Source organism: Streptomyces daliensis (assembly GCF_054782395.1).
The window spans coordinates 1-25,002 of the sequence record NZ_BAAGSO010000009.1; the positions used below are offsets into that span (position 1 = coordinate 1).

25 protein-coding genes are annotated in these 25,002 nt (G+C 71.0%); 12 read left to right on the forward strand and 13 right to left on the reverse strand.

The genetic code is table 11. The annotated features are described in order from the left end of the window. Positions 1-193: 193 nt before the first annotated feature. The 3 genes from ACYVOO_RS02460 to ACYVOO_RS02470 all read right to left on the reverse strand — a co-directional run bounded on the left by ACYVOO_RS02460 (position 194) and on the right by ACYVOO_RS02470 (position 4,029). A complete protein-coding gene (locus tag ACYVOO_RS02460) occupies positions 194-1,846 on the reverse strand; it encodes a threonine/serine exporter family protein (RefSeq protein WP_461013998.1) in 1,653 nt (550 codons plus the stop codon). A gap of 696 nt (positions 1,847-2,542) precedes the next feature. Beyond that, complete coding sequence (locus ACYVOO_RS02465) at positions 2,543-3,301, reverse strand: MerR family transcriptional regulator (RefSeq protein ID WP_461013999.1); 759 nt, start codon at positions 3,299-3,301, stop codon at positions 2,543-2,545. Positions 3,302-3,408: 107 nt separating this feature from the next. Further along, complete coding sequence (locus tag ACYVOO_RS02470) at positions 3,409-4,029, reverse strand: PadR family transcriptional regulator (RefSeq protein ID WP_461014000.1); 621 nt, start codon at positions 4,027-4,029, stop codon at positions 3,409-3,411. Positions 4,030-4,202: 173 nt separating this feature from the next. Between ACYVOO_RS02470 and ACYVOO_RS02475 the strand changes: the two genes are divergently transcribed. Next, positions 4,203-4,964: a bleomycin resistance protein gene (locus tag ACYVOO_RS02475; RefSeq protein ID WP_461014001.1), complete on the forward strand. Its 762-nt coding sequence runs from the start codon at positions 4,203-4,205 to the stop codon at positions 4,962-4,964. A gap of 88 nt (positions 4,965-5,052) precedes the next feature. Here the strand turns inward: ACYVOO_RS02475 and ACYVOO_RS02480 are convergent, their stop codons facing one another. Both ACYVOO_RS02480 and ACYVOO_RS02485 read right to left on the reverse strand, forming a co-directional pair. Beyond that, positions 5,053-6,510: an aldehyde dehydrogenase family protein gene (locus tag ACYVOO_RS02480; protein ID WP_461014002.1), complete on the reverse strand. Its 1,458-nt coding sequence runs from the start codon at positions 6,508-6,510 to the stop codon at positions 5,053-5,055. A gap of 94 nt (positions 6,511-6,604) precedes the next feature. Then, positions 6,605-7,444 carry a helix-turn-helix domain-containing protein gene (locus ACYVOO_RS02485; protein ID WP_461014003.1) on the reverse strand — a complete coding sequence of 280 codons (840 nt, stop codon included), beginning with the start codon at positions 7,442-7,444 and terminating at the stop codon, positions 6,605-6,607. 345 nt (positions 7,445-7,789) lie between these two features. On the opposite strand from ACYVOO_RS02485, the gene ACYVOO_RS02490 reads away from it, so the two are divergent. Next, positions 7,790-8,305, forward strand: coding sequence for an ATP-binding protein (locus ACYVOO_RS02490; protein ID WP_461014004.1), 516 nt, complete (start codon positions 7,790-7,792; stop codon positions 8,303-8,305). 212 nt (positions 8,306-8,517) lie between these two features. Here ACYVOO_RS02490 and ACYVOO_RS02495 read toward each other — a convergent pair whose 3' ends face one another. From ACYVOO_RS02495 to rpmG, 5 genes are all read right to left on the reverse strand, one after another. After that, a complete protein-coding gene (locus ACYVOO_RS02495) occupies positions 8,518-8,757 on the reverse strand; it encodes a DUF397 domain-containing protein (RefSeq protein ID WP_453349600.1) in 240 nt (79 codons plus the stop codon). 335 nt (positions 8,758-9,092) lie between these two features. Further along, positions 9,093-9,329 carry a 30S ribosomal protein S18 gene (gene rpsR, locus ACYVOO_RS02500; RefSeq protein ID WP_453349599.1) on the reverse strand — a complete coding sequence of 79 codons (237 nt, stop codon included), beginning with the start codon at positions 9,327-9,329 and terminating at the stop codon, positions 9,093-9,095. 61 nt (positions 9,330-9,390) lie between these two features. Next, complete coding sequence (locus tag ACYVOO_RS02505) at positions 9,391-10,581, reverse strand: CobW family GTP-binding protein (RefSeq protein WP_461014005.1); 1,191 nt, start codon at positions 10,579-10,581, stop codon at positions 9,391-9,393. Then, positions 10,581-10,844, reverse strand: a complete 264-nt coding sequence (locus ACYVOO_RS02510) for a type B 50S ribosomal protein L31 (protein WP_461014006.1) — start codon at positions 10,842-10,844, stop codon at positions 10,581-10,583. The genes ACYVOO_RS02505 and ACYVOO_RS02510 overlap by 1 nt, the downstream gene beginning before the upstream one ends. A gap of 52 nt (positions 10,845-10,896) precedes the next feature. Continuing rightward, positions 10,897-11,061 carry a 50S ribosomal protein L33 gene (rpmG, locus tag ACYVOO_RS02515; protein WP_461014007.1) on the reverse strand — a complete coding sequence of 55 codons (165 nt, stop codon included), beginning with the start codon at positions 11,059-11,061 and terminating at the stop codon, positions 10,897-10,899. 54 nt (positions 11,062-11,115) lie between these two features. Between rpmG and rpmB the strand changes: the two genes are divergently transcribed. The 4 genes from rpmB to ACYVOO_RS02535 all read left to right on the forward strand — a co-directional run bounded on the left by rpmB (position 11,116) and on the right by ACYVOO_RS02535 (position 15,066). Further along, complete coding sequence (gene rpmB, locus ACYVOO_RS02520) at positions 11,116-11,352, forward strand: 50S ribosomal protein L28 (RefSeq protein WP_461014008.1); 237 nt, start codon at positions 11,116-11,118, stop codon at positions 11,350-11,352. Then, a complete protein-coding gene (gene rpsN / locus ACYVOO_RS02525; protein ID WP_453349594.1) occupies positions 11,352-11,657 on the forward strand; it encodes a 30S ribosomal protein S14 in 306 nt (101 codons plus the stop codon). The genes rpmB and rpsN overlap by 1 nt, the downstream gene beginning before the upstream one ends. Positions 11,658-11,893: 236 nt before the next feature. Beyond that, a complete protein-coding gene (locus ACYVOO_RS02530) occupies positions 11,894-13,846 on the forward strand; it encodes an ABC transporter ATP-binding protein (RefSeq protein ID WP_461014009.1) in 1,953 nt (650 codons plus the stop codon). 194 nt (positions 13,847-14,040) lie between these two features. Next, positions 14,041-15,066, forward strand: coding sequence for a rod shape-determining protein (locus tag ACYVOO_RS02535; RefSeq protein WP_461014010.1), 1,026 nt, complete (start codon positions 14,041-14,043; stop codon positions 15,064-15,066). Positions 15,067-15,175: 109 nt separating this feature from the next. Here the strand turns inward: ACYVOO_RS02535 and ACYVOO_RS02540 are convergent, their stop codons facing one another. After that, on the reverse strand, positions 15,176-15,631 hold the full coding sequence (locus ACYVOO_RS02540) for a Crp/Fnr family transcriptional regulator (RefSeq protein WP_453349591.1): 456 nt from the start codon (positions 15,629-15,631) through the stop codon (positions 15,176-15,178). A gap of 292 nt (positions 15,632-15,923) precedes the next feature. Between ACYVOO_RS02540 and ACYVOO_RS02545 the strand changes: the two genes are divergently transcribed. Continuing rightward, on the forward strand, positions 15,924-16,142 hold the full coding sequence (locus tag ACYVOO_RS02545) for a DUF2277 domain-containing protein (RefSeq protein ID WP_461014011.1): 219 nt from the start codon (positions 15,924-15,926) through the stop codon (positions 16,140-16,142). Between the two features lie 299 nt (positions 16,143-16,441). Then, positions 16,442-18,235: a BCCT family transporter gene (locus tag ACYVOO_RS02550; RefSeq protein ID WP_461014012.1), complete on the forward strand. Its 1,794-nt coding sequence runs from the start codon at positions 16,442-16,444 to the stop codon at positions 18,233-18,235. A 133-nt stretch (positions 18,236-18,368) separates the two neighbouring features. Here the strand turns inward: ACYVOO_RS02550 and ACYVOO_RS02555 are convergent, their stop codons facing one another. Beyond that, positions 18,369-19,313, reverse strand: coding sequence for a DUF389 domain-containing protein (locus tag ACYVOO_RS02555; RefSeq protein ID WP_461014013.1), 945 nt, complete (start codon positions 19,311-19,313; stop codon positions 18,369-18,371). Between the two features lie 172 nt (positions 19,314-19,485). Here ACYVOO_RS02555 and ACYVOO_RS02560 point away from each other — a divergent pair, with 172 nt between their 5' ends. From ACYVOO_RS02560 to ACYVOO_RS02575, 4 genes are all read left to right on the forward strand, one after another. Next, positions 19,486-20,469, forward strand: a complete 984-nt coding sequence (locus tag ACYVOO_RS02560; protein WP_461014014.1) for a Bug family tripartite tricarboxylate transporter substrate binding protein — start codon at positions 19,486-19,488, stop codon at positions 20,467-20,469. After that, on the forward strand, positions 20,466-21,014 hold the full coding sequence (locus tag ACYVOO_RS02565; RefSeq protein WP_461014015.1) for a tripartite tricarboxylate transporter TctB family protein: 549 nt from the start codon (positions 20,466-20,468) through the stop codon (positions 21,012-21,014). The genes ACYVOO_RS02560 and ACYVOO_RS02565 overlap by 4 nt, the downstream gene beginning before the upstream one ends. Then, complete coding sequence (locus ACYVOO_RS02570) at positions 21,015-22,532, forward strand: tripartite tricarboxylate transporter permease (RefSeq protein WP_461014016.1); 1,518 nt, start codon at positions 21,015-21,017, stop codon at positions 22,530-22,532. Positions 22,533-22,915: 383 nt separating this feature from the next. Beyond that, a complete protein-coding gene (locus ACYVOO_RS02575; protein ID WP_461014071.1) occupies positions 22,916-24,118 on the forward strand; it encodes a cation:proton antiporter in 1,203 nt (400 codons plus the stop codon). Positions 24,119-24,181: 63 nt separating this feature from the next. Here ACYVOO_RS02575 and ACYVOO_RS02580 read toward each other — a convergent pair whose 3' ends face one another. Continuing rightward, the gene (locus ACYVOO_RS02580; protein ID WP_461014017.1) at positions 24,182-24,991 is read right to left on the reverse strand and encodes a DedA family protein; all 810 of its coding nucleotides are present in this window, start codon (positions 24,989-24,991) and stop codon (positions 24,182-24,184) included. Positions 24,992-25,002: the final 11 nt, after the last annotated feature.

The following is a 25,002-nucleotide window of genomic DNA, read 5'->3' on the forward strand; positions in this document are numbered from 1 at the left end:
GGGAGGGTGGGCACAACCCGTGCCACCGGCCTGAGCATCGCTGACGAAACCCCAAAGGGGCACCGGCAGGGCGCACCCCCACCAGAAACACGCACCCCGTGTGGCCTTCACCCCGCACCCCGTGAAGGGGCACACCAGCGTGCAGGGGCAACCCCCCGTTTCCTTCCGCACCCCGCGAAGGGGAACCGTTTCCTTAGAAGCCTCGGGTGCGCTTGGCCGCGCGGCGGCCCGGGAGGGGGGTGTCGACGCCCGGCGTCTTGATGAAGAGCCGGGCCAGCTCGCCCCCGAGGTTCACGCCGATCGCGATGCCCAGCGCGATCGCCGCCGCCTGCGACAGGTGCTGGATCCCCTTGTCCATCTCGCCCTGCGCGATGTTCAGCAGCCCGAAGTACGTCGCACTACCAGGCAGCAGCGGCCCGATCGCAGCCGTGATGTACGGCAGCGAGGAAGCGAACTGGTACCGGGACAGCAACTGGCCGAAGAGGCCGACCAGTCCGGCGGCGGCCACCGTCGAGGGCACCGTGTCCACGGGCCCGACGTCGTGCAGCGCGCCGTAGACCACCCAGGCGACGCCCCCGTTCAGCGTGGCCAGCAGCACGGTGTGACGTTCCTGCTGAAGCAGCACGCAGAAGGCGAGCGCCAGCAGCATGGCCGCGAAGAGCTGGATGAACGGGCGCTCCTCGCGCTGGAGCTGGTCGGGGACCAGCTCGGCCCTGAGCTGCGCGCCGATGTAGAGGACGAGCAGGACGCCGCAGACGATGCCGACGATGAGGTAGACGACCTCCAGCAGGCGCGCCGCTGCGGTGATGTAGAAGCCGGTCAGCCCGTCGTGCACGGCCGCGACCAGCGCCCGCCCGGGGATCAGCGCGAAGAGTCCACCGGTGATGACGGCCGCCGCCTTGAACTGGGACGAGTCGCCCGGAAGGGTCAGCGCGACCGTGACCCCTATGGCGGCGGGCGGCATCGCGGCGGCCACGAACTGGTAGAACTCCGGCAGCCCGCGCCCGGCGCACATCCACGCGAGCCGGTCGCCGAGCATCGCGCCCAGCGCGGCCAGCACGAAGACCAGCCCGTCGCCTCCCACGAGCATGGACGCGGCGCCGGAGAGCGCGCCGCTCGCCATGGTGAGCGCGCCCTTGGAGTACGGGTGCCGGTTACGCCGTATCGCGGCGAGGCGGCGGTACGCCTCCTCCAGGGAGACGTCGCCCTTGGTGATGTCGTCGACGAGCCGGAAGACGGCGGCCAGCCGCGTGTAGTCGGTGCCCCGGCGGCGCACGGTGCGCCCGACCGTCACGGGGTCGTCGACCAGCGAGGGCTGGTGGGTGATCGAGATGAGGGTGAAGGTCACGGTCGGCTCGCAGCGGTCCAGGCCGTACGCCTGGGCCACGCCGAACATCGCCGCCTCGACGTCCTCCGCGCCCTCGCCGCCCGCGAGCAGCAGCTCGCCGATGCGGAGCGTGAGGTCGAGGACGCGCGGGACGGCGAATCCGGGTTCCGCTTCCTCGGTCCTGGTCGGCCGGTCGAGCGCGGGCCGCTCCGCGAGCGGCATGCGGATCATGGTCCGCATGCGGTCCTGCCAGGGCGTGCCAGGACGGGCGAGCGGGCCGATCTGGGGGATGCCGTCGGGCGGCGTGAACGCGTTGCTGAACTCCTGCGGCGGTGAGGTCAGCAGTCCCTCGGGCACGGCGAACTCGGAGGTGGGGGACTCGTCCTCGGGGGGAGGCGGCATGGGCACGCCGAGCGGCGGCGTGAACGCGCTGTGCGCCTCGTCCGAGAGCGGCTTGGCGTCCTCCGGGCTGTCCGCAGGCTCTCCTGCCCCGCCGTTCCGCTTGGGGTCCCCGACCACTTTCTGTCCGCTCCTTACCTCTTGAGACGTTAAGCCTCCATTTGATGCCACATGCTCGACGCCGGGTCAGGTACGGGCGGTTCCCTCCAACCGTGGTGGAGGTGGGGTGATTCTGCCCGCACAAGCGCAGGCCCTGTCCCGGGTTCGCCTACGAACCGAAGCATAAGGTGGGTTCCGTTTCACTGCCTTTGACGGTCGGTGGGTGGGACGCTCGGCGCATGGGTCACTTCTGCCCACGTGAACTCACGTGACCCGCGACTGTCCAGCCGAAACCCGCACCCGGTACCCCTTCCTGATCCGCCGCGCGGTCCCCCGTCGCGCCGCCGGGCCCGGCGATCGGGGCCCTGTGGTCGGATCGGTCCGATGTCGCTGAACTGTCAGTCGTACGTCGATCCGACGCCTCCGTCAGGGCACCTCGCCCTGACCGCGCCCCAGATGCAGCCGTGCGGCGCAACCCGGACGGCCCTGGACGCACCCGTCACGGCGCCCGTCGACTCGCGCGCACGGCCGTGTCCGGGACATGACGATGCCCTGTGGTTCACGGACCGTGGCGAAGCCGTCGTGGAGCCGTCGTGGAGCCGCCCGGTCACGGACCCACGAGGGTGCGGCGCCCGACCTGGCCCGTACGGACGTGGCGAGGGCCCGCCTCCCCGAGACGGGCCCTCGCTCCCCCGCACGGCCGCGTGCCGTCCGCCGTCACTCGCCGCGTGCGGCGTTCGCCCGCATGATGTCCCTCATGTAGACGGCGAGACCTGGCCGGATCTTTTCGTAGTACGCGGTGAAGCGCGCGTCCTCGACGTACATCTCGCCGAGCTTGACGTGCATCTCGCGCGAGCACGCGTAGTTGGTGCGCGTGATGAACAGCCGGTGCTCCTCGGCCAGCGCCACCGCCTCGGCGGAGTCCGCCGGTGCGCCGCTCGCCTGGAGGTCCGCGATCCGCCGGTGGATACCGTCGAACTCCTCCTGGAAGCTCTTCCAGTCGTCCTTGGTGTAGCGCGCCGTGCGGCGCTGCGACTCGCGGTAGGCGTCCGTGCCGCCCCACCGCTGTTCCGCTTCCGCCGCGTACTGGTCCGGGTCGAACTCCCCGAAGACCTCGAACTTCTCCTCGGGTGTCAGGTTGATCCCCATCTTCCGTGCCTCCATGGCCCGTTCGACGGCCTCGGCCATCTCCCGCAGCTTGCCGATCCGCGACTCCAGCAGCTCGTGCTGGCGGCGCAGATGTGCCATCGGATCCGCTTCCGGATCGTCGAGCAGCACGGCGACCTCCTCCAGCGGAAAGCCCAGCTCCCGGTAGAAGAGGACGCGCTGCAACCGGTCCAGGTCGGCGTCGCTGTAGCGCCGGTGCCCCGCGTGGGTGCGGTCGCCCGGCGTCAGCAGCCCGATCTCGTCGTAGTGGTGCAGCGTGCGCACCGTCACTCCGGAGAACGCGGCGACCTGGCCGACGGAGTAGCTCATGCCCGTCTCCTTCGCTTCCCTTACGGCGACCACGGTGCCGCCTCACGCCACGTGAGGTGCAAGCCCCGGCGGCGAAGGCCGGAAGCCCCGGGTCCCGGACCCGGGGGCTACTCGTCCGCGAACGGGTTCGGCACGCCCTCGGCGAGTACGTCCGGGGTCCGCTCGCCCTCGCCCGCCATGACATACGCGCCGCCCTCCAGCCGCGCGATCAGGCCACGCGTCCACGCGGCGGCGCTGTCGGAGTTGTGCACCCACAGGTCCATGATCTCGCCGATGTGGCCCCACTCGGCGGGCGTGCCCTCCTCAGGCCGCCAGTGCCGCGTGACCTCGCTCCGCCACGCCTCCAGCGCCGCCACCCGCTCCTTGAGCAGCGCGACGGCCTCCTCGCGGGGCAGATCGACGAGGAAGCCCACGCCCGAGGTCAGCATGTCCTGCTTCTCCTCGATCGACGTGAGCGCGTGCCGCAGCAGCCTCATGAACTCGGCCTCGCCCTCGCGGGTCAGCTCGTACTCCGTACGCGGCGGGCCGCCCGCCGTGCTCGGCGCGGTCTCGTGGGCGCGGAGCAGTCCCTGCTTGGCCATGTGTTTCAGCGCGTGGTAGATCGACCCGGGTTTGGCGTTCGACCACTCGTGGGCGCCCCAGAACTCCAGGTCGTTGCGGACCATGTAGCCGTGTGCCCGCCCGTGCTGGCGCACCGCTCCCAGCACCAGCAGCCGGATCGCCGACATCGTCTCCCTCTCCGCACCTGCGCGCCGCCGCGCCTCCGCACCCGCGCGTCCTCACGCCTTCACGCCTCCGCGCCCGGTCCTTGACACAAGGTGTCATCCCGTGTCCTGGACCAGACTAGACGGCGCACGTAATCAAGTTTGACTAGCCTTGCTGGCGTGTCTAGCCTCGCCCCATGGGCGACCAGAGAGAGCAGACGATCCCGATCCTCCCGTGCCCCTCCGTCCCGGAACTCGTGGACTTCTACGCGACGCTCGGCTTCGAGACCACCCATCTCCAGACCAGGCCCAACCCGTTCGCCTCGCTCCGCTACGGCGCCGAAGGCGACGGCTTCGAGCTTCAGTTCTTCGGCCACAAGTCCGTGGTCCCCGAGGAGTCCTGGAGCACCTGCTACGTACTGACCGAGCGGGTCGACGAGCTGTACGCCGCCTTCCGCGCCGGTCTCAAGCGCGCCTACGGCCGCGTGCCCACCCGGGGCGTCCCGCGGCTCGGGCAGCTCAAGGACACCTCGTACGGCGTGCGGCAGTTCCTGCTCACCGACCCCGGCGGCAACTGTGTGCGGATCGGCCAGCCCAACGGCGAGAGCATGGACCACGCACCCATGCCCAAGGAGAAGTTCGCGCGGGCGCTGCGCCAGGCGTGGCTGCTCGGCGTCTCCAGGGGCGCCAAGGGCGACGCGGCCCAGGGCGCCAGAATCCTCGACCACGCGCTCGCGACCGCCACACCCGCCTCGACGGCCGAACGCCTCAAGGCGCTCGTCCTGCGGGCCGACCTCGCCTGCACGCTCGACGATCCCGCGCTCGCCGCCTCGCTGCTCGCCGAGGTGCGGAAGGCCGAGGACGGGCTCGGCGCCGCCGAGCGGGCGGCGCTGAGCGACGACCTCACCCGCGCCGCCGACCTCCGTGACACCCTCCGGGAGGCGGCGCAGGACGGGTGACGGCCGACGGGTAACGGGTAACGGCCGGGGCGGACCGGAAACCGGCCCGGCCGGCCCAAAAAATCCGGCCGGTCAGAATCAGTCAGGATCAGAAGGGGAAGCCGCTGCGGCCGTGCTGGATGGAGATCCACTTGGTGGTGGTGAACGCCTCCACCATCTGGTCCCCGTTCAGCCGCCCCAGCCCCGAGCTCTTCTCGCCGCCGAACGGGACGATCGGCTCGTCCGCGACCGTCGAGTCGTTGACGTGCACCATGCCGGTGTCGATGCGCCGCGCCACCCGGATGCCCCGGTCGATGTCGCCGGTGTGCACCGCGCCGCCCAGCCCGTAGGGCGTGTCGTTGGCCACGCGCACGGCCTCTTCCTCGCCGTCCACCGGGATGATCACGGCGACGGGCCCGAAGATCTCCTCGCGCAGCGCGGGCGAGTCGTCGGGCAGGTCGGTGAGGACGCTCGGCGAGACGACGTTGCCGTCGACCGTGCCGCGCAGCAACGCCGTCGCGCCGCCCGCCACGGCCTGCTCGACCAGCGCGTTGACGCTCTCGGCCTGGGAGGAGTTGATGAGCGGGCCGATGTGCGTGCTGGGGTCCTCCGGGTCGCCGACCTTCAGACCCTCCACCTTGGCGACGAACTTCGCCGTGAACTCCTCGGCCACGCTGCGGTCCACGACGAGCCTGTTCGCCGCCATGCAGACCTGCCCGTGGTGCACGAAGCGGCTGAACACGGCCGCGTCCACCGCGTAGTCGACGTCGGCGTCGTCCAGGACGATCAGCGCGCTGTTGCCGCCCAGTTCGAGGATCGCCCGCTTGAAGTGGCTCGCCGCGACGGTGGCGACGTGCCGGCCGACCTTGTCGGAGCCCGTGAAGGAGATGACCTTGGGCACCGGGTGCTCCAGCAGCGCGTCCCCGATCTCCGCGATGTCGGTGATGACGACGTTCAGCAGCCCCGGGGGCAGCCCCGCCTCCTCCAGCACCTTGGCGACGAGCGCCCCGCCGCACACCGGGGTGTTCTGGTGGGGTTTGAGGACGACCGCGTTGCCAAGGGCGAGCGCGGGCGCCACCGACTTCAGGGAGAGGAGGAAGGGGAAGTTGAAGGGGGAGACGACGCCCACGACGCCCACGGGGACGCGGTAGACGCGGTTCTCCTTACCGTCGACGGGCGAGGGCACGATGCGGCCCTCCGCGCGCAGCGCGAGCTGGATCGCCTCGCGCAGGAACTCCTTGGCCAGATGCAGCTCGAAGGCCGCCTTGAGCCGGGTGCCGCCCAGCTCGGCGATGATCGCCTCCGTTATCTCCTGCTCGCTCTCCTCGATGATGCGTATCGCACGCTCGAAGACCAGCCGGCGGGAGTACGGATTGGTGGCGGCCCAGTCCCCCTGGGCACGCTCGGCGGCGCGGTACGCCTGGTCGATCTCGTCGACGGTCGCGACGGTGATCGACGCCAGCTTCTCCCCGTTGTACGGGTTGAAGTCGATGATGTCCCAGGAGCCGTTCCCCGGACGCCACTCACCGTCGATGTACTGAAGCGCCAAGTCCGTGAAGTAGGACATGCCATTCCTTCTGGGGGCTGGAAGGGGCGACGCGGCGCCGCACGGCGCGGCACCACTCAGCTCGGTGCTGATGGCATGTCATCGTACTTGTCTCTTACGCGAGTTGGCGGATTCTGTGGAGATGCTCGCGGGTCTCGGACGGGGACAGACTGTTGTCCACCAGCCGCTCCAGTACCTGCTCGTACTGCGCGACCTCGTCCCGCTTGTCCAGGTACAGGGCGCTGGTGAGCTGCTCCAGGTAGACGATGTCGTTCAGGTCGGACTCCGGGAAGCGCAGCAGCGTGAAGGCGCCGCTCTCCGCCGGGTGGCCGCCCAGCTCGAAGGGGACGACCTGGACCGTGACGTTGGGCCGCTCGGAGATCTCGGCCAGGTGCCGGAGCTGCGCGTCCATGATGGCGCGGCTGCCGAACGGGCGGCGCAGCGCCGCCTCGTCGAGCACGCAGAGGAAGTGCGGCGCGTTCTCGCCGAGCAGCAGCTTCTGCCGCTCCTGGCGCAGCGCGACGCGGCGCTCGACCTCCTCCTGGGGAATGTGCTCCTTGTGCCCGGCCGTGACGACCGCGTGCGCGTAGTCCTCGGTCTGGAGCAGCCCGTGGATGAACTGCACCTCGTAGGTGTTGATGTGGGACGCGGCGCCTTCGAGCCCGACGTAGGTCTGGAACCAGCCGGGCAGCACGTCGCTGTACGTGTGCCACCAGCCCGCGATGCTGGACTCGCGGGCGAGGCCCAGGAGCGGCTCGCGCTCGGCCTCGTCGGTGACTCCGTAGAGCGTGAGCAGATCTTCGACGTCGCGCGCTTTGAAACTCACCCGGCCCAGCTCCATCCGGCTGATCTTGGACTCGGAGGCTCGGATCGAGTATCCGGCGGCCTCACGGGTCACGCCCCGCGCCTCGCGGAGCCGCCGCAACTGGGACCCGAGCAGGATGCGTCGCACCATCGACCCACTTGAGCTACTCGCCCCATTGACGCCGCTATTCACACCGCTTGCCGCTTTCGTTTCCATTTCGATCAGCCCTCCGCCCCTGCCTGAAGGGCAGTGTGCCATCAATGCGCTCCGTTGCGTGCCCGTGCGGTTACAGACGATCGAAAGTATCGCGTGCACGTGCATCTGCCCTTGCATCTGCTGTGGGCATTGGGAACCATGGGGGAAAGCACAAGTGCACTCGGTGCCAGGCACGTTGGCGACGCGTTCAGCACTGTGCAGCGAGACCCGTCCGGAGGAGCACAGCCGACAGGATCCACACAGGATCGACACTGCCGCGAACGCCAGGAGTGGCTCGTCATGGGGACCGAAGGATCGACCGTGCTAGAGCCTTTATGGCAAGGGCTCCCGCCTCTCGACCCGACAGCCGTCTCCGGCTCGGCGTCCTGTGCACTTCCCCCACGCTACGAAGCGGTCAAGAGCGCCCGCGAGTTCACGCGGACGACGCTCCTGAGATGGGACCTGGTGACCGAGTTCGACAGCGTGGCGCTCGTCGTCTCGGAACTGGTGACGAACGCGCTGCGCCACGCGCTGCCCGCCGAGGAGGGGCCCGCCGGGGCGCGGCCCGAGCAGGAGCCGCAGGTGCGGCTGCATCTGATGCGCTGGTCGGCGCGGCTGGTGTGCGCGGTGCGCGACCCCAGCGACAAGGCGCCGGAGACGCGCGCCTGCGGCGACGACGAACTGGTGGACTTCTCCGCCGAGTCGGGGCGCGGCCTCTATCTCGTCGGCTCGTTCAGCGACAGCTGGGGCTGGCACCCGCTGTCCGGAGCCCTCGCGGGCAAGGTCGTCTGGGCCCTGTTCCGGCTCAACCCGTGACGGCCCGGCTCGACCCGTGACATCCGTGACGGGGTTCTCCGCCCCGTCGCCTTCCCCGTCACCCTCCTCGCTCTGGCGCGATTCCGCGCCCCGGAGCAACCCCGTACGCGGAAAAGGCGTCCTCCAGGACGCCCGAGCACGCTTACGGGCAGCCGCACGGGCACACGTACGGAACTGACCGCGTTCCGCGCGACGCGGTGGAGCGGAGCGGATCAGTCCCGCACGAGGTGGTCGAACTCGCCGTCCTTCACGCCCAGGAGCATCGCCTCCATCTCGGCGGGCGTGTAGACGAGCGCGGGACCGTCGGGGAAGCGCGAGTTGCGCACCGCGATGTCCCCGCCGGGGAGCTTGGCGAACTCCACACAGGTCCCCTGCGAGTTGCTGTGACGGCTCTTCTGCCACGCGACCTCGGGGAGGTCCCTGGCGGCCATGCCGTTGTACGCGTGAGGCACTTGGATCTCCCGGGACTAGTGCTGTGGGGGGCGGCGCAGGGCAGTGCCGAACCGCCCAACTGACGGGGATCATAACGTCGTTCACGTGCCTCTGCATGTGCCAATGCACGTGCACGACACCCTGTCGCGGCCTCATCACAGCCGGTCAAAGCGGGTCGCACACAGGTGACCACCCGTCACACGGGGTCCATCACGCACCCCGGAGGAAAGGCCGGAAGGGCGGCGAAGGACGCGGATCGAGTACGAAAAGGGGCGCCGCCCGGACCATGCTCCGGACGGCGCCCCGAGGGGCCCGCGGCGTGCCTGCGGCTCACCTGTCGGCGCGGCCCCCGCGTTCAGCGGGAGGCGTACGGGAGCAGCGCCATCTCGCGGGCGTTCTTGATCGCGCGGGCCAACTGCCGCTGCTGCTGGGCCGTGACGCGGGTGACGCGACGGCTGCGGATCTTGCCGCGGTCGGAGATGAACTTCCGCAGCAGTTCGGTGTCCTTGTAGTCGATGTAGGTGATCCCGGCCGCGTCGAGCGGGTTCCTGCGGCTCTTGACGGGCTTGTGGTGCGGGGTTCGACGGGCCATGCGCGTGCGTTCCTTTGTTCCTTTGCGGGGGGGGGTGAGGGGGCGGGCGGCCGGGGCGGCGCTACGAGACGGGGTCGAGCAGTTCGTCGAAGGCCGCGGGGAGGCGGCGCCACGCGTCGGGCCCGCCCGCGTACTCGGCGTCGGTGAGCACGCACGAGTCGAGCAGCTCGCGCAGCCCGTCCACGTCGAGCCCTGGCGCCGTGAAGACCAGGTGCTGGCCGCGGTCGCCGTGCTCGGGGTGCCAGTCGAGGGCCGCGGCGGCGCGGCGTACCGGCGGCACCAGCTCCCAGGCCGCGTCCGGCAGCGAGGCGAGCCAGGGCCCGGCGTTCTCGACGCACAGCGCGCCGCCGGCCGCGTCCCAGGAGAGCAGCGTGTCGGGGCGGTCGGCGAGCCAGAAGCGGCCACGGCTGCGGACTGCCGCGCAGGTCAGGTCCTCCAGCGCCGCGTACAGCCGCTCCGGGTGGAAGGGCCTGCGCCGCTCCCAGACGAGCGTGGCCACGCCCTCCGCGTCCGCCTCCTGCGGCAGCAGCGCGCAGGCGGGGTGCTGACGGGCAGCGGCGGCGGCGACGTCGAAGCCGACGGTCGCGGCGCGGGCGAAGTCCGGCGCGTCCACGCGCACCTGGTCGGCGACGGGGTGCAGTTGCGCCAGCAGCGCCATGTCCGCGCCCTCGGCCTCCTCCGCACCGTCGGCGAGGGCGAGCACGGGCGCGTACTCCAGTTGCCGCGCGAAGGTGTCGCCCACCGTGCGCTGGTCGGAGGGCGCCGCGGCGAGCCCGGCCTCGGCGAGGTCGTCGCCGTTGCCGAGGTACGGGAGCAGCAGCGCGGGATCGACCGCCGTGACGACCCCGGTCAGACGCATCCCGGGCCCGCCGTGCGCGTCGATGACCTCGGCCATCGCGCGCGGCTCCACCGAGTCCCACAGCTCGACGACGGCCAGCCCGCACGCGCCCGTGTCCGCCAGCCGTTCCAGCTCGGGCACCAGGTCCTCGCGCAGGGCGCAGCAGGCGCAGTCGTTGACGAGCGGCGCCTCGCCCTCGTCCAGTACGCCCCGCGCCGAGCGCACGGTGCGGCGCACGGCTCCGGCCGCCGCCGCTGCCGTCAGGTCGTGGTGGAGCGCGACGCTCGTGGGCACCGTGGTCAGCAGCCGTTCGACGGCCGCCTGCCTGGCCTCGGCGTGCAGCCCGGCGACGAGGACGACGGGCATCAGGCCCGGGCCCGCGTGCGGGGCGCCCGCCTCTTCCGCGCCCGCCATCAGAGGTCTTCTCCGCGCTCGCGCTTGCCGTAGCGGCGCTCGAAGCGCTCGACGCGGCCCGCGGTATCCATGACGCGGGCCGTGCCCGTGTAGAAGGGGTGGCTCGCCGAGGAGATCTCGACGTCGATCACCGGGTAGGTACGGCCGTCCTCCCACTCGACGGTCTTGTCGCTGGTGGCCGTCGACCGGGTGAGGAAGGCGAAGTCGCCGGCGCGGTCACGGAAGACGACGGGCTGGTACGTGGGGTGGATTCCGGGCTTCATGGGGGTTCTCCTCGCCGGTCGGCGGGTCGAGCGGGTGAGCGGGGGCAGCGGGTCAGCGGGTTTCGCGGAAGGCGACGTGGCGCCGCGCGACGGGGTCGTACTTGCGCAGTTCCAGGCGGTCGGGGTCGTTCCTGCGGTTCTTGCGGGTCACGTAGGTGTAGCCGGTGCCTGCCGTGGAGCGGAGCTTGATCAGGGGCCGTAGTTCGTTGCGTGCCATATGGGCTACTCTACACAAACGACAATCGTTTTCAATAAGAGAGGAGGCCGGCCCTTGTCCGCGCACTGCCAGCTCACCGGACGCCAGCCCGGGTTCGGCAAGAACATCTCGCACTCCCACCGCCGCACCAGCCGCCGCTTCGACCCCAACGTGCAGCGCAAGCGCTACTGGCTGCCCAGCGAGGGCCGCCACGTGCGGCTCACGCTCAGCACGAAGGGCATCAAGACCGTGGACGTCATCGGCATCGAGGCCGCGGTCGCCCGTATCCGCGCACGGGGAGGCCGGGTCTGATGGCGAAGCAGAGCAAGATCGCGAAGAACGAGAAGCGGCGGCTCGTCGTCGCCCGCTACGCCGCACGTCGCGCCGCACTCAAGGCCGTCATCCGGAACCCGCGGACACCGGAGGACGAACGGCTCGCCGCGCAGCGCGAGCTGGGCCGCCAGCCGCGCGACGCGAGCGCCACCCGCGTGCGCAACCGGGACAGCGTCGACGGCCGCCCGCGCGGGCACCTGCGCGCGTTCGGGCTCTCGCGGATCAACGTCCGCGAGCAGGCGCACGCCGGATATCTGCCGGGGGTGCGCAAGTCGAGCTGGTGAGCCGCACCTGAACCGGACCCGTCCCGGACTGGTGCCGTGGCACGGGCCACGGCACCAGCGGTCCGGGCGCTCTCCCCTTTTATGTACCTCCTTTTTATGTACCGCCGCTCCCGCTTCGGTGCCATGCTCCGGACAGAAGCCTTGACTTGAAGCTTCCTTCAACTTCTACGGTCGTGGACGACGCACCGCACAAGCACCGCACCACCACAACCGAACCGAGCGGACCGGAGAGCGCCATGAGCATGGAGATGACCGCGTGGAACGCGCTGTACAACTCGCGCCACGCACTGGAGGACGCACACCCTTTCTCGCGCGCCGCCGTCGCCCGCATCCTCAGGTTCGCGAGCGGCCACCGCCGCAAACTGGTGGCCTTCCTCCTCCTGAGCAGCGTCCTCGCGCTCCTCGCCGTCGCCACCCCGCTCCTCGCGGGCAAGGTCATGAACGCGATCGTCGACGGCGCCGCGTCCGGCACCGTCGTCACGCTGGCCGTGCTGATCGCGGTGATAGCCGTCGCCGAGGCCGGGACCGGGATCCTGACCCGCTGGCTCTCGGCCCGTATCGGCGAGGGTCTGATCCTCGATCTGCGCACCGCCGTCTACGACCACGTGCAGCGGATGCCCGTCGCCTTCTTCACCCGCACCCGCACGGGCGCGCTGGTCAGCCGCCTCAACAACGACGTCATCGGCGCGCAGCGCGCGTTCAGCAACACGCTCTCCGGGGTCGTCAGCAATCTGGTGACGCTGCTGCTCACGCTCGCGGTGATGCTGCGCCTGTCCTGGCAGATCACGCTCCTCGCGCTCGTGCTGCTGCCGCTGTTCGTGCTGCCCGCGCGGCGCATGGGCACCCGGCTGGCCAGGCTGGAGCGGGAGCGCGCCAACCACAACGCCGTGATGAGCACCCAGATGACCGAGCGCTTCTCCGCGCCGGGCGCCACCCTCATCAAGCTCTTCGGCAGGCCCGACGAGGAGTCGGCCGAGTTCGCCGAGCGGGCCGGGCGCGTGCGGGACATCGGGGTCCGTACGGCCATGCTCCAGGAGGTCTTCTTCACCGCGCTCACCCTCGTCGCGGCCCTCGCGCTCGCCCTCGTCTACGGGCTCGGCGGCGTCTTCGCGCTGCGCGGTTCCCTCGACGCCGGTGCCGTCGTCTCCCTCGCCCTGCTGCTCACCCGCCTCTACGCCCCGCTGACCTCGCTGGCCAGCGCCCGCGTCGAGGTGATGAGCGCGCTGGTCAGCTTCCAGCGGGTCTTCGAGGTGCTGGACCTCAAGCCGCTGATCACCGAGAAGCCGGACGCGGTCGAGGTGCCCGAGGGCCCGGTCGGGGTGGAGTTCGAGGACGTCGGCTTCGCCTACCCCTCGCCCGACAAGGTGTCCCTCGCCTCCCTGGAGGAGGTCGCCACGCTGGACACGCGTGGCGGCGAGACGGTGCTGCACGGCATCTCGTTCCGCGCCGAGCCGGGCCAGATGGTCGCCCTCGTCGGCTCGTCGGGCGCGGGCAAGTCCACCATCGCCTCGCTGGCGCCGCGCCTCTACGACGCCGACACCGGCACCGTGCGGATCGGCGGCACCGACGTACGCGACCTGACCGCGGAATCCCTGCGCCACACCCTCGGCATGGTCACTCAGGACGGCCACCTCTTCCACGACACCATCCGCGCCAACCTGCTGCTGCCCCACCCCGAGGCCACGGACGAGGAGGTGTGGGACGCGCTGCGCCGCTCACGCCTCGACGGGCTCGTCGCCTCGCTCCCCGACGGCCTCGAAACCCTCGTCGGCGAACGCGGCTACCGCCTCTCGGGCGGCGAACGGCAGCGGCTGACGATCGCGCGGCTGCTGCTGGCCAGGCCGCGCGTCGTCATCCTGGACGAGGCGACGGCGCACCTCGACTCCACCTCGGAGGCGGCCGTCCAGGAGGCGCTGGCCGAGGCACTGGCCGGGCGCACCTCGATCGTCATCGCCCACCGGCTCTCGACGGTGCGGGCAGCCGACACCATCCTCGTGCTGGAGGAGGGCCGCATCGTGGAACGCGGCACCCACGAGGACCTGCTGACGCTCGGCGGGCGCTACGAGCAGCTCTACCGCACCCAGTTCAGCGAGGACGACGGGCGGCAGGACGGGGCGGAGGGGACGGAGGCGCCGGAGGGACCGAAGGGACCGGGGGCTCCGAAGGCGCGGCCCCGTCCCGTCGGCTGACACCCGCCAGGGCCGTCAGAACCGTCGGCTGACGCCCCGCCAGAACCGTCCGCTGACACTCCGCCAGAAACGGCCTCGCCCGTCCGGCTCAGCCCGGCGCGCGGGGCCGTTCCCGTGCACGCAGGATGATGATCGGGCCACGCTCCGCGCTCGGCCCGGCCGCTCTCCGCCCATCGGGAAGGACCGGAACCTCAGTGACCTACAGCCTCGACAACCTGCGCCGCTGCTCCGTGGCCGTCGACCTCGGGTCGAGCCGGACGCGCGTCTACATCAAGCAGGCGGGGCTCGTCGTCGACGAGCCGTCCGTCGTCGCCGTGAACACCTTCACCGGGGCGCTCTTCGCCGTCGGCACCTCGGCCGACGAGATGGACCGCCGCACGCCCGACTACATCCGGGTCGTCCGCCCCGTCTCCAACGGCACCGTCATCGACACCGAGATGGCCCAGCGCATGCTGCGGGCCCTCGTGGGCACCTCGGTGCGCCGGGCCTGGCGACGCTGGGGCGCCATGCTGCGCACCGCCGTCACCACCCCGTACGACGCGGACCCGCTCGCGCGCCGCGCCCTCGTCGAGACCCTGACGGGCGTGGGCGCGCGCCGCGTCGAGCTGGTGGACGCGCCGACGGCCGCCGGCGTCGGCTGCGGGCTGCCCGTCGAGCAGCCCGAGGCCACGATGATCCTGGTCTGCGGCGCGACGAGCACGCAGGTCGCCGTGCTCTCGCTGGGCTCGATCGTGGCCGCGTCCAGCGTCGCCATGGGCGGCGACACCATCCAGCGCGCCATGGTCCAGCACCTGCGCAACCACCACGAACTGCTGCTGCCCAGCCAGGCCGTCCGCCCCCTGCACCTCGCGCTCAACGGCGGCGGCACGACGGGCCAGGCGTCCGAGGTGCTGGGCCGCGATGTGACGACGGGCCTCGCCCGCACCGTGAGCATCGACGCGTCCGATGTACGGGCCGCGGTCCAGATCCCGCTGACCGCGCTCTCCGACGCGATCCGCGACGTGCTCCACCGCTGCCCGCCCGACCTCGTCGCCGACCTCGCCGAGCGCGGCATGGTGCTGGCCGGGGGCAGCTCGCGGCTCCCCGGGCTCGACGAGTGGCTGCGCCAGGTCACGGGCATGGCCGTGCACATCGCAGACCAGCCCGAGCTGAGCGCCGTCAACGGACTGGCGGCCCTGGTGGAGGGCCGCGTCTCCCCGCTGAGGGTCGGTGCCCAGTAGCCCACCCGTACGCGGCGGGGCCGCGACGGGCGCGCTCAGGAGCGGGCGGCGCGGCTCGCGGGCCGCGCGCGGAAGGTGCGCGCGCGGCCCGCTCCGACGGGAGCGCGGCTCACTCCGACGGGAGCGCGTACGGGCCGAAGAGGTCGATCAGCCGGGTGCGGGAGCGCTGGAGGCGCTGCCCGATGACCCCGGCGACGGAGTGGGTGAGCGCGTGCCCCAGCTCCCTGTCCCGCTCGCAGAGGGCGCGCACCGTGTCCGCCTCGAACTGGAGCGCGCGCACGGGGCTCGCGGCCTCGCCGCCCATCTGCCAGGTGAAGGGCGGGAACATCCAGGACCAGCCGACGAGTTCGCCGTGCCCCAGGCTGTCGATGACCACCGCACGCCGCCCAGGGACATGCATGTCGAGCGTGACGGAACCGGTGTGGATGATCCAGAAGCGGTCGGCCCGGCCGCCCTCCTCGAACATCCGGTCTCCGGCGGCGAAGGCCACGTCCCGGCCGAGCGCACGGAGCTGCTCCCGCTGATCCGGTGGAAGAGTGCCGAGCACTCCAGACATAGTGCGCATAACCGCCTCCTCCCGTTCACGGTACCTCGCCGCCATTCGAGTGGCGAGCGAGAGCATAACCGCAGGTCAGAGCGGGTGCGATGGAGAGGTGACCGGGGTGCTCACCGGGATGGCCACCGGGGTGCCCTGCGGGCTGGACGAGCCGCACCGGGGGTTGGCTCGTCCAGCCCGGTCCTCCCCCTCCCCCACTTCTCCATCATGACCGCGCGGACCTGCTCCCGGAGGGGGCCGAACGGCCCTACTCCCCGCCGAACCGCCCCCTGCACCGAGCCGTCGGCGTACGGTCGACGGCATGTGCCGAAGCATCAAGACCCTGCGCCCCCCGTACGCGGAGGCCGTCACCGACGAGGACGTCCGCGCCGCCGCGCTCCAGTACGTGCGCAAGGTGTCCGGCTTCCGTCAGCCCGCCGCGCACAACGCGGAGGCGTTCGAGCTGGCCGTCGACCGGATCGCCGCGGCCACCGAGGAGTTGCTGTCCTCGCTGGAGGTCCGCGGCACCCGCGGCACCTGAGCGCCCCGCGCCCGCGCGGCCTCCCCTCGCCCCTCGACCCGTATCCCTTCAGGTCCCGAAGACGGTGCCGGGTCATTCGAACGGCCCATCCGAACCCGTACAGGACGGGGGTTGCCGAGCCGCCCGCTCGCCGGTTATTACCCTCTTGAGCTGCGGAAACCGGACCCGCTGGCGGGCCACGGCACGGTTTCGGCGCTTAAACCTCGAACGGCTGTCCCTTTGCGTATTGTTGACTCTTCATCAGCACATGCCGCGCGTGAAGTCGGGTAGCCGCTTCCCGTGCTTGCCCTGTCCAAAAGATGAAAGGTCCCAGCGTGCCGGAGGAACGGGTGGAACGGAACGCACCAGAGAAGGAGTCGCCGCCGGGCGCCTCACCGAGCCTGCGGACCTCCCTGGTCCCGCAGACCGACCGCGTGGTCTTCGGCGTCACGGCGCTGCTGACCCTCGCGTTCGTCATCTGGGGAGGCGTCGCGAGCGGCTCCCTGGAAGACATCTCGACGAAGATGCTCACCTGGACCATGCACAACGGCGGTTGGGCCTTCGTGCTCGCCGCCTCCGGGTTCGTCGTCTTCGCTCTCTGGCTGGCGTTCAGCCGTTACGGAAAGATCACCCTCGGCAAGGAGGGAGAGGAACCCGAGTTCAAGACCGTCTCATGGGTCGCGATGATGTTCAGCGCGGGCATGGGCATCGGCCTGATGTTCTACGGGGTGAACGAGCCGCTCACCCACTTCGCGGACCCGCCGCCCGGTACCAACCCGTCCGGCAACTCCGAGGCCATGGAGCACTCCATGGCCACGACGCTCTTCCACTGGACGCTGCACCCGTGGTCGATCTACGCGGTGGTGGGCCTGGCCATCGCCTATAGCTGCTTCCGGCGCGGACGGCGGCAGACGATCAGCGCGGTCTTCACCCCGCTGATCGGCGAGCGGCACGCCAACGGCGGCGTCGGCAAGGTCATCGACATCCTCGCCATCTTCGCCACCCTCTTCGGCTCCGCCGCCTCGCTGGGCCTCGGCGCCCTCCAGATCAGCAGCGGTGTGAAGGAGGTCGGCTGGGCCGACGGCGTCAGCGAGGGCCTGCTGGTCCTGATCATCGTGGTGCTGACGGCGGCGTTCGTCGCCTCCGCGGTCTCCGGCATCGCCAAGGGCATCCAGTGGCTGTCCAACATCAACATGGTGCTCGCCGGTCTGCTGGTGCTGTTCATCTTCATCGCGGGTCCGACGATCCTGATGCTGAACCTGCTGCCCACCTCGGTCGGCTCGTTCATCGGCGACCTGCCGCAGCTCGCGGCCCGCACGGAGGCGACCGGCGGCAAGAACGTCGCGGACTGGCTCTCGGGCTGGACCGTCTTCTACTGGGCGTGGTGGATCTCCTGGACGCCCTTCGTCGGCATGTTCATCGCACGCATCAGCCGCGGCCGTACGATCCGCCAGTTCGTCGGCGGCGTCATCCTGGTGCCGAGCGTCGTGAGCCTCGTCTGGTTCGCGATCTTCGGCGGCACGGCCATCCACCTGGAGGAGCACGGCGCGAAGCTCACCGACGAGGCGACGGCCGAGGGCCAGCTCTTCGCGGTGCTGCGGGAGTACCCGATCGTGAGCGTCACGACCCTCGTCGTGATGATCCTGGTCGGCATCTTCTTCGTCTCCGGCGCGGACGCCGCGTCGATCGTCATGGGCACCCTCTCCCAGAAGGGCACGCTGGAGCCGACCAGGCCCGTCGTGATCATCTGGGGTGTGCTGACCGGTGCGGTCGCCGCGATCATGCTGCTGATCGGAGGCGGCGGGGATACGGCACTCACGGGGTTGAAGAACCTCACGATCCTTGTCGCCGTGCCGTTCACGGTCGTGATGATCGGGCTCTGTGTCGCGCTCATGCGTGACCTGCGCCAGGACCGTCTCATCGTGATCGGCGAGCGCGGCGAGGAGGCCATCGAGACGGCCGTCGTCGCAGGTCACGAGCAGTACGGCGGCGACTTCGAGATCCGGATCGGCCCCACCACCGGGTCCGACGAGGACGGGTCCGAGTCCGAAGGTCCGGCCGACGGCGACCACGGCAGCGCCCCGAAGGTCACAGCCACCCGCCTGGACGACTAGCCCGCGGGACCCGGGAAGCCCGCGCGGCCCGGGACGAAAAAGCGCCCTGTCACGAGCACTTCGTGACGGGGCGCTTTCGCGTCGCAGGGGCCAGGGCCCAGGGGCCGACGGCCCACGCCAAGGGGGGGTGACCTCAGCCGGACACCGCCGGCCGCTTAGCGCGCTGGCGCGCCCAGAACGCCTTCTGCGCCAGCAAAGTGACCGTTCCGGCCAGCAGAATCCCCGCGATGTTGACGCCGAGCTGTACGGCGGAGCCCCACGTCTCGCCGAGGTCCCCGTAACTCAGCGCGAGGGCCGCGTTCGCGGCGGCCGGCACCGTGGTCACCGAGATCGCGACGCCCACCAGCGCCCCGGACTTGGACGAGGTGAGTGAGAGGATCCCGGCGACCCCGGCCAGCAGGGCGACGACGAACGACGAGAGGTCGGGCTGCCAGATGAACTCCGTCGCGGGGTGCGGCGCGTGGTACTGCTCCTCCGAGAAGACCCCGGTCACATCCATCACCATGCCGAACACGCCCGTCGCCACCATCGCCAGCGGAAAGCCCACGAGCAGCGCCCCCAGCGAGCGCCACGCCAGCCACCAGGCCCGTCGCACCAGCCCCGTGCACACCCCGGCGAGCGGCCCGAACTCGGGCCCGACGACCATCGCGCCGACGATCAGGATCTCGCTGTCGAGCATCACACCGCAGGCCGCGAGCATCGTCGCGAGAGTGAGGAAGGCCAGGTAGGTGACCGAGAGCCGCGACTCCTCGTGCGTCGCGTCGGTCAGCGAGTCCCACAGCACCGCGTCCACGCCCTCGCCGGGCGCGTCGATCTCGGCCTGGTCGGCGCGTTCGGAGAGGGACAGGTCGATGTTCTCGACGGTGATGCAGCCGTCGGCGGGCAGCCCGAGACCGCGCAGCTCGCCGATCAGGTCGTCCGCCGCCTCCCGTGCGACGTCGCACATGACGACGTCGCCCTCGGGATCGCGCGCGGCACCGGCCAGCACCGCGAGGTGCGCCGTGCCGACGGTCGTACGCAGCAGTTCCACGACCGTTTCCGTACGGTCCCGTGGGGTGATCATCCGCAGATGGAGCATGGCGGAACCCTACGGGGCCCGCGCGGAGGCCCGCGCCGGGATGCCGTGAACAAAAGGACCACAACGAACACAAGATTCCTTAGCTGCACAGGGGGCGACACCGCCGTAAGGGGTGTGCAGCATGTGGCCCGTCCCACACGCTCCTCGCATTACCGGAAGGCGGTGCCCCCGCGTGCGCCTGCGCACCTATCTTTCCCCGCTCGGGGCGGCGCTGCTCCTGCTGATCGGCCCCCCGCTGATCACCACGGGCAGCGGCGCCGAGACCGGGACGAACATCCCCGGGCTCCAGTTCATGGTGCCCAACACCCCCGGCGGCGGTTACGACATCACCGCCCGTACCGCGGCCAAGAACGCGGAGGACGCCGGGCTGAGCCACAACGTCGAGGTGTTCAACCTGCCCGGCGCGGGCGGCACCGTCGGGCTCTCCCGGCTGGTCAACGAGCGCGGCAACGGCAAGCTGGCCATGTCCATGGGCCTGGGCGTCGTCGGCGCCGTGCACACCAACCACTCCCCCTCCGGGCTGGCCGACGCGACACCCATCGCGCGGCTCGTCGAGGAGCCGGACATCGTGGTCGTCGCCAAGGACTCCAAGTACAAGACGTTCGAGCAGCTCCTCGCGGACTGGAAGAAGAACCCGCGCAAGCTGGCCGTGGGCGGCGGCTCCTCCGCCGGCGGGCCCGACCACCTCGCGCCGATGCTCATGGCGGGCAAGGCGGGCATCGACACCAAGTCCGTCAACTACGTGCCCTTCGACGGCGGCGGCGAGCTGCTGGCCTCGGTCCTGGGCGGCAAGGTCGCCTTCGGCGTCTCCGGGATCGGCGAGTACCGCGACCAGATCGAATCCGGCGAGCTGCGGATGCTCGCCGTGACGGGCCCCGAGCGCATCAAGGGTTTCGACGCGCCGACGCTCAAAGAGGCGGGCGTGGACGTGGAGTTCACCAACTGGCGCGGCGTGATGGCCCCGCCGGGGCTCTCCGACGCCGAGCGCGACAAGCTCATCCACTTCTTCGACGCGCTCCACAAGTCCCCCGAGTGGAAGGAGTCGCTGGCCAAGAACGGCTGGGACGACGCGTATCTGACGGGCGAGAAGTACGGCCGCTTCCTGAAGGGCCAGGACAAGCGCGTCGACACGGTACTGAAGGGACTGGGCCAGTGAGCGGCACCCAAGAGCGGCCCGAACCCGGACCCGGAAGTGCGCCGGGCGGACTGCGCGCCAAGCTGCGCGGGCGCTCCGAACTCGGCGTCAGCGTCTTGCTGCTGGCCGTCGGCGTCCTCGTCCTCACGGACGCGGTCACCATGGACACCGTCTCCTCGCAGCGCGGACCCGTCGGCCCCAGGACCGTGCCCCTCGTCGTGGGCTGCGCGCTGCTGCTCGTCGCCGCCGTGCTCGCCGTCGACGTGCTGCGCGGCGGTCGCGGCGAGGCCGAGGGCGGCGAGGACGTGGACCTGGACGAGCCGGGCGACTGGCGCACCGTCGCCCTCCTCGCGGGCGTCTTCCTCGCCTTCGCCGCGCTCATCGACCCGCTCGGCTTCCCCCTCTCCGGGGCGCTGCTCTTCTGGGGCTCGGCCTACGCGCTGGGCTCCCGCAACCCGGTCCGCGACCCGCTGATCGCCGCCGTGCTGGCCTTCGCCACGTACGCGCTCTTCAACACCGCGCTGGGCGTCCCGCTGCCGGGCGGCCCGCTGATGGGGGTGATCTGAGTGGATTCGCTGAACTCACTCCTCGACGGTTTCGGCACCGCGCTGACCCCGCTCAACCTGCTGTGGGCGGCCGTCGGCGTGCTGCTGGGCACCGCCATCGGCGTCCTGCCGGGCATCGGCCCGGCCATGGCCGTCGCGCTGCTGCTGCCCGTGACGTACGGGCTGGACCCGACGGGCGCTTTCATCATGTTCGCCGGCATCTACTACGGCGGCATGTTCGGCGGCTCGACCACCTCGATCCTGCTCAACACCCCGGGTGAGAGCGCCGCCGTCGTCGCCGCCATCGAGGGCAACCCGATGGCCAAGGCCGGGCGCGGCTCCCAGGCGCTGGCCGCCGCCGCCATCGGCCACTTCGCGGGCGGCATCATCGGCACGGTGCTGCTGGTGGCGCTGGCGCCGACGGTCGCCTCGCTCGCCGTGGACATCGGCGCGCCCGACTACTTCGCGATCATGGTGCTGGCCTTCATCGCCGTCACCTCGGTGCTCGGCTCCTCGCGGGTACGCGGCTTCGCCTCCCTGCTCATCGGCCTCACCCTGGGCCTGGTCGGGCTCGATCAGATGACGGGCCAGCAGCGGCTGACCTTCGGCAGCCTCCAGCTCTCGGACGGCATCGACGTGGTCATCGTCGCCGTCGGCCTCTTCGCCATCGGCGAGGCGCTGTGGGTCGCGGCCCATCTGCGGCGCGGGCAGGGCGAGTCGATCCCCGTGGGCCAGCCCTGGCTGGGCCGCTCCGACCTGCGGCGCACCTGGCGGCCGTGGCTGCGCGGGCCGCTGATCGGCTTCCCGTTCGGCGCGATCCCGGCGGGCGGCGCGGAGATCCCGACGTTCCTGTCGTATGTGACGGAGAAGCGCCTCTCCAAGCACAAGGACCAGTTCGGCAAGGGCGCCATCGAGGGCGTCGCGGGACCGGAGTCGGCGGCCTCCGCCTCGGCGGCCGGGACGCTGGTCTCGATGCTCACGCTCGGGCTGCCGACGACGGCCGTCGCGGCGGTCATGCTGGCCGCGTTCCAGCAGTACGGCATCCAGCCGGGCCCGCTGCTCTTCGAGCGGGAGCCGGAGCTGGTGTGGGGCCTGATCGCCTCGCTGTTCGTCGGCATGGTGCTGCTGCTCGTCCTCAACCTGCCGCTGGCCCCTGTCTGGGCCAAGCTGCTGCGCATCCCGCGCCCGTACCTCTACGCGGGCATCCTCTTCTTCGCGGGCGTCGGCGCCTACGCGGTCGGCGGCGAGGCCATCGACCTGGTGATCCTCCTCGTCATCGGCCTCATCGGGCTGATGATGCGGCGCTTCGGGCTGCCCGTGCTGCCCGCCGTGATCGGCGTCATCCTCGGCCCGTCGGCGGAACAGCAGCTTCGGCGCGCGCTCCAGATCAGCGACGGCAGCGTGACGGGGCTGGTGAACACCCCGTTCGCGGTGACGGTGTACGCCGTGATCGTCGTGCTGCTCGCCTGGCCGTGGCTGAAGCGGGGGGCGCTGGCGCTGGCGGGGCGGGGGAACGGGGAGGGGGCGCGGAAGGACTGAGCACGGGGCGGAGGGGGCGGGAGCGGCACGGGCGGCGAGGGCGGGGGCGGGGGCGGGGGCCCGCACTTTGCCGTTCCTTGCCGCGTCTCCCCGTCGCGTCATGAGGCGCACGAGGCCCAGGTCACCTGCCGTGACCTGGGCCTTCGCATGTTTTCCACAGGGCAGGGTTGCAGCGAAGGGTCCTTTGTTAAACTAAGTATTGACGCCGTCTTGACGCACACTTGACCGAGACATAGTGCCCGAAGTCGCGCCAGACCGGAGTTGTCCGGACGCCAAGCCAAGGAGGAACCATCCGCTCGCTGACGCCCGCCCGGCCCGGCCCCCGCCCGTCCTCACCCCTCGGCGGTGAGTGACCGATGGGACACGCTGACACCCTGCTCGCCATGGGCGGCGCCTTCGTCGCCGCCGCCGTCCTCGCCCGCCTCGGCAACCGAATAGGTCTGCCGACGATCCCGCTGTTCATCCTCGCCGGGATACTCCTCGGCCCGAACACGCCCGGCTTCGTCCTGCTCAAGGACCCGCACGACCTGGAGATGCTCTCCGCGCTGGGCCTCGTGCTGCTGCTCTTCTATCTCGGCCTCGAATTCCACATGGACGATCTGAAGACCGGCGGGCGCAAGATGGCCCTGGCGGGCGGCGCTTATCTGGCGCTCAACGTCGGAGCGGGCCTGGCCTTCGGCTTCCTGCTCGGCTGGGGGACGTCGGAGGCGCTGGTCCTCGCGGGCGTGCTGGGCATATCGTCCTCGGCGATCGTCACGAAGGTCCTCGTCGACCTCGGACGCATCGGCAATCCAGAGACGAAGCCGATCCTCGGCATCATCGTGGTCGAGGACATCTTCCTGGCGCTCTATCTCGCCGCGCTCCAGCCCGTCCTGTCCGGCGCGGAGGACCTCGCGGCGGCCGCGCTCCAGATAGGCAAGGCGTTCGGCTTCCTGCTGGTGCTGGCCATCGCGGCGCGGTACGGGACGAAGGTCATCGGCAGGCTCTTCGCCACCAAGGACAACGAGCTGCTGGTCATCTCCTTCCTCGGCGCGGCGGTCCTGGTCGCGGGCATCGCAGAGGAGTTCGGGGTCGCCGACGCGATCGGCGCGTTCATGGTCGGCCTCATGCTGGGCAACACCGCGTCCGGGGAGCGCATCCGCGAACTGGTCCACCCCCTGCGCGACGCGTTCGGCGCGATCTTCTTCTTCGGCTTCGGCCTCTCGATCGACCCCGGCGATCTGCCGACGGTGCTGTGGCCCGTCCTGATCGCCGTGGTGGTCACGCTGATGATGAACGTCCTGGCGGGGCTGGCGGCGGCACGGCTGTACGGGTTCGGCGCTCAGCCGACGGCCAACATCTCGACCACCCTGCTGGCGCGGGGCGAATTCGCGCTGATCCTCGCGACGATGGCGGCGGCGGCCGGGCTCGACGACCGGCTCTCGCCGTTCATCGCGGGCTACGTCCTGATCCTCGCCGTGATCGCTCCGCTCATCGCGGGGCGCTCCCACTGGCTGGCCCGGATCCTCCCCGGTGGCCGCGGCGACCAGGAACCCCCGAGGGCACTCTCGCCGGAAGACGAGGCCCTGGCCAAGTCCACCCCTTAGGGCGGGGCAAAGAGAAGGGCCCGCTCCCCGTGAGGGGGCGGGCCCGAGAACTGTGGCGGAGGGTCAGCGGCGGGCGTGACGGCCGCCGCGTCCCCGCGAGGGGTCAACGGGCGGAGGCACCGCACCCGGCGCACCCGGAACACCAGGTGCACCCGGAGCATCGCCCGCGCCAGGAACACCCGGCGCACCCGGAACACCCGGCGCACCCGGCACGGGCCCCGCGCCCGCGGCGGCTGCCGCGGCGGCCTTCTTCGAGCCGCGCCGCGCCCGCAGGTACTCGATCACGATCGGCACCACGGACAGCAGCACGATCCCGACGAGCATCGCCTCGATGTTGTCGCGTACGAACGCGATCTGCCCGAGCCCGGCCCCCAGCAGCGTGACGCCCGCCCCCCACAGCACGCCACCGATGATGTTGTACGTGACGAACACGCGGTACTGCATCCGGCTCACGCCCGCGATGATCGGCGTGAACGTCCGCACGATCGGCACGAAGCGCGCCAGCACCAGCGACTTCGCACCGTGCTTCTCGAAGAAGTCGTGCGCCTTCTCGACGTTCTCCTGCTTGAACAGCCGCGAATCCGGCCGCTTGAAGAGCGCGGGCCCGACCTTCCGCCCGAACAGATAGCCCACCTGGTCACCGAGGACCGCGGCGATCACGACCAGAGTGCACACCAGCCACAGCGGGTAGTGCAGATACTGGTCGGTCGCGACGAGAAGTCCCGTGGTGAAGAGCAGCGAGTCACCGGGAAGGAAGAAACCGATCAGGAGACCGGACTCCGCGAAGACAATGACCAGGATCCCGATCAGGCCGAATGTCTGGATCAGGTAGTCCGGGTCCAGCCAGGAGGGTCCTAGCGCGAGCTGGGTCACAGGAGGGGCTC